Source organism: Streptomyces sp. 35G-GA-8, from assembly GCF_023534745.1.
Taxonomy (GTDB): domain Bacteria; phylum Actinomycetota; class Actinomycetes; order Streptomycetales; family Streptomycetaceae; genus Streptomyces.
The window spans coordinates 229,922-239,835 of sequence record NZ_JAMHJQ010000015.1 but is presented as its reverse complement, the minus strand read 5'-3'; the positions used below and the strand labels follow the sequence as shown (position 1 = coordinate 239,835).

Sequence of the window (9,914 nt, the reverse complement as noted above, 5' to 3'; positions counted from 1 at the left end):
AAACGCCCGGTTACATTCCGAACCCGGAAGCTAAGCCTCACAGCGCCGATGGTACTGCAGGGGGGACCCTGTGGGAGAGTAGGACGCCGCCGAACAATTGTTGTGGGAATGCCCCGTACCTTTTGGTGCGGGGCATTCCTGCGTTCCCCTTCCGTGTTTCCCGTGTTCCACCCCCGTTTCCCTTCGGGATGGTGCTGTGCACGTCTGATCATCGTGTATGCTTTATCTCGTTGCCCCGCCCCAATAGCTCAGTCGGTAGAGCGTCTCCATGGTAAGGAGAAGGTCTACGGTTCGATTCCGTATTGGGGCTCAGGTAAGCGAAAGGCCCCCGCCATTCGGCGGGGGCCTTTCGTGTTCTGTGTCAGGGGTTGTGGGGCTCAGGGACGCGCATCGCCAGGATGGCCATGTCGTCGGAGGCCGGCTCGGCGGCGAAGCGCTCCACCGCGCGCAGTACGCGGGAGGCGACCGCTCCGGCCGTCAGGCCCGTACAGGTCGTCAGCACATCGGCCAGGCCGTCGTCGCCCAGCATGCGTGTGCCCTCTCGGCGTTCCGTGACCCCGTCGGTGACACACAGAAGGACGTCTCCGGGGTCGAGGGTGACCACCTGTTCGTACAGCTCCAGATCCTCCATGACGCCCAGCAGCGGCTGCGGTTCCGCTGCCGGTTCGACCGTGCCGTCCTGGCGCAGGCGCAGCGGGAGCGGATGGCCGGCGCATACCACCTTGAGGACCGCGCTGCCGTCCTCCTGGGGCCACAACTCGCCGTACAGCAGCGTGAGGAAGCGGCTGCGGGCGCCCTCGTCGAGGATCGCCGCGTTCAGTCGCTCCAGGACGGCCGGGCCGCCGAAGCCCTCGCGGGCCAGCAGACGCAGGGCGTGCCGGGCCAGGCCGGTGACGGCCGCGGCTTCCGGGCCCGTACCGCAGACGTCTCCGATGGCGAAGCCATAGGCGCCGTCCCGGATCGGGAACAGGTCGTAGAAGTCGCCGCCCACCTCGTTGCCTTCGCCCGCCGCGCGGTAGATGACCTCCACCTCGACGCCGGGGACCTGGGGAAGTCCCGGCGGCAGCAGGCTGCGCTGGAGGGCCTGGCTGATGGCCGTACGTTCCGAGTAGAGACGGGCGTTGTCGAGGGCGAGCGCCGCTCGGCGGGAGAGGTCTTCGGCGAGTTCCAGGATCTCCTGGCGGAAATGGTCGTCCGAGGGCTTGCCGAGGGTCAGCATGCCGATGACGCGGTTACGGGCGACCAGCGGCAGCACGACGGTCTCGCCGCCGACCGCCGCCGCTGTGGCCAGCGTTGTGCCGATGCCGGAGGAGACCGGGCTCGAACCTCTGCCCAACTGCCGCATGGAGGTGCGCAGGGCGGCCTGATGCGCCGCGTCCGCCGGGGCGGTCCAGATGCGGGCGCCCGGCGCGGGGACCGGGTCCGGTGGGTCGATCTTGGAGAGCAGGGCCTTGAGGCCGTCGATGCGGTCCTCGTCCTCGTGCAGCACATAGGAGAGGTACGGGTCCGACGACTGGTCGGCGATCGTATAGACGGCGCACCAGGTGGCCAGCGTGGGGACGGTCATCTGTGCCATCAGGGCCAGCGTCTGATCGCGGTCCAGCGTGCCCGCGAGCAGATCCGAGGCCTCGACAAGGAAGGAGAGTGAGCCGCGGCGCAGACGTTCGAGTTCGCCGAGGCGGGCCGATTCGACGGCCAGGGCGATGCGGTCCGCGGCGAACTGGAGGCGCAGCGCCTCCTCGTTGGAGTAGCGGGCCGCTCCTTCGGCGGCGACGCCCAGGGATCCGGTGAGTCTGCCCTCGACCTTGAGCGGGACGGTCACGACCGAGCGCATGCCGGTGTCGTTGAGCAGCGGGACGGCCCCGGGGACCGCCGTGAGGTCGTCGTGGACGGCGGGCATGCGGGCGGAGCCGTAACGGCCCGTGCCGGCCTCAACGGGGACGCGGGCGAAGCGCTGGCGGGCGGAGGGGAGGCCGGTGGAGGCCCGTACCTCCAACTCCGTCTCGTCGTCGGTGGCGAGGAGGAGGAACGCCGAGTCGCCGTCGAGCATGTCGCGGGCGCGCTCCACCGTGCGCTGGAGGAGTCCGTCGAGATCGTCGGGGGCCGGGGAGCCGATGAAGACCTCGAAGGGGTCCGTGCTCCGGCTCTCCGAGCCGGTGTCGGTCACGGGAGCGCGCAATGGGGTCTGGATGACGGCGCGTTCGTCGTCGCGTACGAGAAGGCAGACCGTGGACGGCTCGCCGCGGGTGTCGCGCACCCGCAGATGGGAGGCGTAGACGGGGATGACCCGGCCGTCGGCGCCGCGGATGCCGTAACTGCCCTCCCAGCGGGAGAGTTGGAGTGCCTCGACGATACCCGTGCCGATACCGGGGGTGTGCGGCCAGGCGGCGATGTCGTTGAGAGGCTTGCCGGTGACTTGTTCGGCGGCGTACCCGAACAGGTGCTCCGCGTCCTCGTTCCAGTTGACGATGGTGCCGCCGCGGTCGATCTGGACGACGGCCACCCGTACGCGTTCGTCGGCGACGGGGAGCAGGCTGGTGGGGAGGACGGGGCCGGCCGTGCGGGTGCCCACCTGGCGCTGGGGCAGGTCGAGCTGGAACCACACCTGCTTGTGCGTCGGGGAGTACTCGACGCCCCAGCGTGAGGCGAGGGCGGCGCAGAGCAGCAGCCCCCGGCCGTTCTCGCGGTCCGGGCTGCCGAACGACTGGCCGGTGCCCTGGATGGGGACCTCGCGTTCCGGGTAGCGGTCGGCCACTTCGACCCGGACGCCGTCCTCCGTACGGAGACAGAGCACATCGGCGGAGGTGCCGGCGTGGATCACCGCATTGGTGACGAGTTCACTGGTGAGGACGACGGCGTCATCGACGACGTCGGAGTAACCCCATCCCTGGAGCGTGTCACGGACGAAGGCGCGGGCCGTCGCGACGGACCGCCCGACAGGGTCGAAGCTGGCAGCCGCCCGCGCGGTGATCACAGAACTCCTCGTACGCGTTTCGACGCCCGGCTTCGCCATGATCGGCCCCGCACCTCCTTGTGCCCGGTGGTAGTACCTTCGCCACACCGCCCCTGCCGGGCGGACCGGGACGGTTGGACAGCCGGATGCCAGGTTACTTACCTTCGCTGTCCGAGCGGATGCCGGTCGCCGCTGTTTCCACCCTGCGGGGGCGGGGACGCTATGCGAAGCTGCCGAACTGGTTATGGCCTGGTTCGGGCATGGTGAAACACTGGGCAGGCTTTCGGAGACAGCTCGGGCAGTACGGTCAACCCCTGCGGGAGGGACACGGTGGAGTCTGGCACGGCGGCGCGTGGCAATGGCACGCGCGCGAAAGGCGGACGGTCCCGAAGCAATGGGACCATCGAGGTGGACGCGGCGGAGCTGAACAGACTCCTGGCGGCCTTGGTGGCGATGCGGGACGGCAACTTCCGTAAGCGCCTGACCGTCTCCGGTGACGATGTGATGACGGAGATCGCCGCCGTCTTCAATGAGGTCGCCGACCGTAATCTCCATCTCACAGGCGAGCTGGCTCGCGTACGGCGCATGGTCGGGCGTGAGGGAAAGCTCACGGAGCGGCTGGAGACCGGGGCCTGCGAGGGCTCCTGGGCTGCCGCGATCGACGCGTCGAACGCGCTGGTGGACGATCTGGCGCGGCCCGTCTCCGAGGTGGGCCGGGTCCTCTCCGCGGTCACCGAGGGCGATCTGGAGCAGCGTATGGAGCTGCGCTCGCACTCCTCCGAGGGCGCGGAGCGGCCGTTGCGCGGCGAGTTCCTGAAGGTGGCCCGTACGGTCAACAATCTGGTCGACCAGCTCTCGGCGTTCACCGATGAGGTGACGCGGGTGGCGCTGGAGGTCGGTACCGAGGGCAAGCTCGGCGGCCAGGCCAAAGTGCGAGGTATGTCCGGATCGTGGAAGGACCTCACGGATTCGGTCAACACGATGGCGTATCGATTGACCGCTCAGGTACGTGACATTGCTCTCGTTACGACGGCGGTCGCCAAGGGTGATCTGTCGCGCAAGGTCACGGTCCATGTGGCCGGCGAGATGCTCCAGCTGAAGAACACCGTCAACACCATGGTCGACCAGTTGTCGTCCTTCTCCTCCGAGGTCACGCGCGTGGCCAGGGAAGTGGGTACGGAGGGCGAGCTGGGCGGCCAGGCGACCGTGCCCGGGGTGGCCGGGGTGTGGAAGGACCTCACCGATTCGGTGAACACGATGGCCGGCAACCTGACCAATCAGGTGCGCGGTATCGCGGAGGTCACCACGGCCGTCGCCAATGGCGATCTGTCGCAGAAGGTCACCGTGAGCGCGCGCGGCGAGGTGGCTCAGCTCGCCGAGACGATCAATCAGATGACGGAGACGCTGCGTACCTTCGCGGACGAAGTGACCCGGGTGGCGAGCGAGGTCGGCGCCGAGGGGCTGCTCGGCGGCCAGGCACAGGTCCCCGGCGCGGCCGGGACCTGGAAGGACCTGACGGACTCGGTCAACAGCGTCTTCCGCAATCTGACCTCTCAGGTGCGGGACATCGCGCAGGTCACGACGGCGGTCGCGAACGGCGATCTGTCGCAGAAGGTCACCGTCGATGTCGCGGGCGAGATGCTGGAGCTGAAGAACACCGTCAACACGATGGTGGGTCAGCTGCAGTCCTTCGGTTCCGAGGTCACCCGGGTCGCCCGGGAGGTCGGCGTCGAAGGCCGGCTCGGCGGCCAGGCCGAGGTGCCGGGCGCGGCCGGTACGTGGAAGGACCTCACCGACTCGGTGAACACGGCCTTCCGTAACCTGACCGGCCAGGTGCGGGACATCGCGCAGGTGACCACGGCGGTGGCCAATGGGGATCTCACCCAGAAGGTCACCGTCAATGTGGCCGGCGAGATGCTGGAGCTCAAGAACACCGTCAACACGATGGTGGCGCAGTTGTCCTCGTTCGCCGACCAGGTCACTGTCATGGCGCGGGACGTGGGTACGGAGGGCCGGCTCGGCGGCCAGGCGCGGGTGGACGGTGTCAGCGGTACGTGGAAGGAACTCACCGACTCCGTCAACTTCATGGCCGGGAATCTCACCGATCAGGTGCGCCAGATCGCGCAGGTGACCACGGCGGTGGCGCGCGGTGATCTGTCGCAGAAGATCGATGTGGACGCCCGGGGCGAGATCCTGGAGCTGAAGAACACGATCAACACCATGGTCGACCAGCTCTCGGCCTTCGCGGACCAGGTGACCAGGGTCGCGCGTGAGGTCGGTACGGACGGCCGGCTGGGCGGTCAGGCGCAGGTGCCCGGCGTCGCCGGTGTCTGGCGGGATCTGACCGACTCCGTGAACGGCATGGCAGGAAACCTCACGGCACAGGTCAGGAATATCGCGGGCGTCGCCACGGCGGTGGCGCGCGGCGACCTGTCGCAGAAGATCGATGTGGACGCGCGCGGCGAGATCCTGGAGCTGAAGAACACCCTCAACACGATGGTGGATCAGCTGTCCAACTTCGCCGAGCAGGTCACCAGGGTCGCCCGCGAAGTGGGCACCGAGGGCATCCTCGGCGGCCAGGCCGAGGTCCAGGGCGTCTCCGGCACCTGGAAGGACCTCACCCAGTCCGTCAACTTCATGGCGAACAATCTGACGTCGCAGGTCCGCAATATCGCGGAGGTCACCACTGCAGTCGCCAAGGGCGATCTGTCGAAGAAGATCACCGTCGATGCCAGGGGCGAGATCCTCGATCTGGTCACGACCGTCAACACGATGGTCGACCAGCTGCTGAACTTCGCCGACGAAGTGACCCGCGTCGCCCGTGAGGTGGGTACGGAAGGCATCCTCGGCGGGCAGGCCAGGGTCCGGGGTGTCACCGGAATCTGGAAGGACCTCAGCGACAACGTCAACACCATGGCCAACAACCTCACCAGTCAGGTGCGCAATATCTCGCGGGTCTCCGCCGCGGTCGCCAATGGTGATCTGACGAAGAAGGTGACGGTCGAGGCGCGCGGCGAGGTCGCCGAACTCGCCGACACCGTCAACACGATGGTGACGACGTTGTCCTCCTTCGCGGACGAGGTCACGCGCGTCGCCCGCGAGGTGGGCACCGAGGGTGAACTGGGCGGCCAGGCCAGGGTGCCGGGCGTCTCCGGTACGTGGAAGGACCTCACCGAGTCCGTGAACTCGATGGCGTCCAATCTGACCGGCCAGGTGCGCCAGATCGCGACGGTCACCACCGCCATCGCCAAGGGCGATCTCACCAAGAAGATCGACATCGATGCCCGCGGTGAGATCCTGGAGTTGAAGAACACCATCAACACGATGGTCGACCAGCTCTCCTCGTTCGCCGATCAGGTGACCCGAGTGGCCCGCGAGGTGGGTACGGACGGGCAGCTGGGCGGCCAGGCCCGGGTGCGGGACGTCGACGGCACCTGGCGCGACCTCACCGAATCGGTGAACGAGATGGCCGGCAACCTGACCCGTCAGGTGCGGGCGATCGCCGCCGTCGCCACCGCGGTGACCCGCGGCGATCTCAACCTGAAGATCGATGTGGACGCGGCGGGCGAGATCCAGGTCCTCCAGGACAACATCAATACGATGATCGCCAATCTCCGTGACACGACCCTCGCCAATGAGGAACAGGACTGGCTCAAGGGCAATCTCGCCCGTATCTCCGGTCTGATGCAGGGCCGCCGCGATCTCGACGACGTGGCCTCGCTGATCATGAGCGAGCTGACCCCGGTGGTCTCGGCGCAGCACGGCGCGTTCTTCCTGGCGATGCAGACCGGCACGGTGCCGCAGGTCGGTACGGACACCGGCAGGGACGCCTCGTACGAGCTGTGCATGCGCGGCAGTTACGGCTACTCGGCGGGGTCGATGCCGACATCCTTCCGACCGGGCGAGACGCTCATCGGGACGGCCGCCGAGGAGAAGCGCACCATCCAGGTCAATGTGCCGCCGGGCTATCTGAAGATCTCGTCGGGTCTCGGGGAGGCCGCGCCCGCGCATGTGATCGTGCTGCCGGTGCTCTTCGAGGGGAAGGTCCTCGGTGTGATCGAGCTGGCGTCGTTCCAGCCGTTCACCCATATCCAGCGGGACTTCCTCAACCAGATCGCCGAGATGATCGCGACGAGCGTCAACACCATCAGCGTCAACTCCAAGACGGAGGTTTTGCTGAAGCAGTCGCAGGAGCTGACCGAGCAGCTGCGGGAGCGCTCCGCGGAGCTGGAGAACCGGCAGAAGGCCCTCCAGGAGTCCAACGCGGAGCTGGAGGACAAGGCCGAACTGCTGGCGCAGCAGAACCGCGACATCGAGGTGAAGAACACCGAGATCGAAGAGGCCAGGCAGGTCCTTGAGGAGCGGGCCGAGCAGCTCGCCGTCTCCATGCGCTACAAGTCGGAGTTCCTCGCGAACATGTCGCACGAGCTGCGTACGCCGCTCAACTCGCTGCTCATCCTCGCCAAGCTGCTCGCCGACAACGCCGAGTCGAACCTCTCGCCGAAGCAGGTGGAGTTCGCGGAGACGATCCATGGCGCGGGCTCGGATCTGCTCCAGCTGATCAACGACATCCTCGATCTGTCGAAGGTCGAGGCGGGCAAGATGGACGTCAGCCCGACCCGTATCGCACTGGTCCAGCTGGTCGACTATGTGGAGGCGACCTTCCGGCCGCTCACCGCGGAGAAGGGGCTCGACTTCTCCGTACGGGTCTCGCCCGAGCTGCCCGCGACGCTGCACACGGACGAACAGCGGCTGCTCCAGGTGCTGCGCAATCTGCTCTCCAACGCGGTGAAGTTCACCGACAGCGGCGCCGTGGAGCTGGTGATCAGGCCGGCCGGTACGGATGTGCCGGACGCCATCAGGGAGCAGCTGCTCGAAGCGGGTTCGCTGCGGGACGCGGACGGCGATCTGATCGCGTTCTCGGTCACCGACACCGGGATCGGGATCGCGGCGAGCAAGATGCGTGTCATCTTCGAGGCGTTCAAGCAGGCGGACGGTACGACCAGCCGGAAGTACGGCGGCACCGGTCTCGGACTGTCCATCAGCCGGGAGATCGCCCGGCTGCTCGGCGGTGAGATCCACGCCGCGAGCGAGCCGGGCCGCGGCTCCACGTTCACGCTCTATCTGCCGCTCCACCCCAGCGAGCTGCCTCCGCAGGGCTATCCGCAGCTGACGCCCGCGGGGATGCAGCAGCTGACCTCGGCGGGTCTCCATCCGCAGGGGCGTCAGACGGAGGACGGCGCCGCGGAGGGGACGGGACAGGCGCAGGGGCGGCTGGAGGGCTCCTCCGCGCCCGCGGAACTGCCCGGTCCCGCCGCCCTGTTCCGGCGTCGGCGCAAGAGCGCGGGCGCCGGGGAGCGTGGCTCCCAGCCGCAGGGCGTGGCTCCGGGCACCTCTGACGGCCCGGCGGGCGGGCCGCGCGCGCTGGAGTCCTGGGGCTCGGGCGCGGCCGGCGCGAGCCGTCAGGAGGTGCCACGGGAGAGCCGTACGTTCTCGTTCGACAACGAGAAGGTGCTGATCGTCGATGACGACATCCGCAATGTCTTCGCCCTCACCAGCGTGCTGGAGCAGCACGGACTGTCGGTGCTGTACGCGGAGAACGGCCGCGAGGGCATCGAAGTCCTGGAGCAGCACGACGATGTGACAGTCGTTCTGATGGACATCATGATGCCGGAGATGGACGGTTACGCGACCACGACGGCGATCCGCAGGATGCCGCAGTTCGCCGGGCTGCCGATCATCGCGCTCACCGCGAAGGCGATGAAGGGTGACCGGGAGAAGGCCATTGACTCCGGCGCGTCCGACTATGTCACCAAACCGGTCGACTCTGATCATCTGCTGTCGGTGATGGAGCAGTGGATGCGCGACAAGTGATCGGTGGGTGCCCGAATCGGTGTGATGTGCTGACGGAATATGCCCGATGGCGTGTGAGGCGCCGTAATCCGGGGAACCTTCTGGTCCCGCGCCGCGTTTCCGCTTCGAGCACAGTGACATAACGGTGACAGGGTGTGGCGACAGGCGGGGTGCGGCTACGATGACCGGCACAAGGACGGACGGCGTAAGGGAGCCGTCCCCTGGGGCGGCGCCCGGTGTTTCGCCGAGCTCCGCGAGCAGGGGGCGCCCCATGCCGGGGCGAGGAGGGCGGGCGGCCATGGTGCAGAAGGCCAAGATCCTCCTGGTCGATGACCGGCCGGAGAATCTGCTGGCGCTGGAGGCGATCCTCTCCGCGCTCGATCAGACGCTGGTGCGGGCATCGTCAGGGGAGGAAGCGCTCAAAGCGCTGCTGACGGACGACTTCGCGGTCATTCTGCTGGATGTCCAGATGCCGGGGATGGATGGATTCGAGACCGCCGCGCACATCAAGCGGCGGGAGCGTACGCGCGATATCCCGATCATCTTCCTGACGGCCATCAACCATGGTCCGCATCACACCTTCCGGGGGTACGCGGCGGGTGCGGTGGACTACATCTCGAAGCCGTTCGACCCCTGGGTGCTGCGCGCCAAGGTCTCGGTCTTCGTCGAGCTGTATATGAAGAACTGCCAGCTCAAGGAGCAGGCAGAGCTGCTCAGACTCCAGCTGGCCGGGGCGGGCGAGGTCAGGGAGCCGGCCGGGCTGCTCGCCGAACTCTCCGCGCGGCTCGCGGCAGTTGAGGAGCAGGCCGAAGCGCTCTCCAAACAGCTGGACGACGATTCGGCGGACGCCTCGGCCGTGGCCACCGCCGCCCATCTGGAGCGCAAACTCACCGGTCTGCGGCGGGCGCTCGACGCGCTGGAGCCGGGGACAGGCAGCGGTTCGCCGCCACTTCCCTCGCCGAACTGAGCGAACCGACCGAATCACGCTGACCGAATCGATCCGAACCGGTCCGAATCGAGCGCGGTGTCCGACGAGGTCGCGGGACCCGGCGACCGGTGAAGCCGCGTCAGTTTCCTGCCGAGTTGTGGACGACACGGACGGGTGAAG

Annotated in this window: 3 protein-coding genes, 1 tRNA gene and 1 rRNA gene; 4 read left to right on the top strand and 1 reads right to left on the bottom strand. The window is 67.8% G+C overall.

Annotation, left to right across the window (positions count from 1 at the left end):
- Both rrf and M1203_RS30820 read left to right on the top strand, forming a co-directional pair.
- Positions 1–95: ribosomal RNA gene (gene rrf / locus M1203_RS30825) — 5S ribosomal RNA — on the top strand; the annotation flags it as partial.
- A gap of 142 nt (positions 96–237) precedes the next feature.
- Positions 238–310 (top strand) — tRNA-Thr (locus tag M1203_RS30820).
- 51 nt (positions 311–361) lie between these two features.
- Here the strand turns inward: M1203_RS30820 and M1203_RS30815 are convergent.
- Positions 362–3,013, bottom strand: coding sequence for a SpoIIE family protein phosphatase (locus tag M1203_RS30815; RefSeq protein WP_249953107.1), 2,652 nt, complete (start codon positions 3,011–3,013; stop codon positions 362–364).
- Positions 3,014–3,283: 270 nt separating this feature from the next.
- On the opposite strand from M1203_RS30815, the gene M1203_RS30810 reads away from it, so the two are divergent.
- Both M1203_RS30810 and M1203_RS30805 read left to right on the top strand, forming a co-directional pair.
- Positions 3,284–8,827, top strand: coding sequence for a HAMP domain-containing protein (locus M1203_RS30810; protein ID WP_249953106.1), 5,544 nt, complete (start codon positions 3,284–3,286; stop codon positions 8,825–8,827).
- Between the two features lie 277 nt (positions 8,828–9,104).
- A complete protein-coding gene (locus M1203_RS30805) occupies positions 9,105–9,773 on the top strand; it encodes a two-component system response regulator (protein ID WP_030350075.1) in 669 nt (222 codons plus the stop codon).
- The last annotated feature ends 141 nt before the right edge of the window (positions 9,774–9,914 follow it).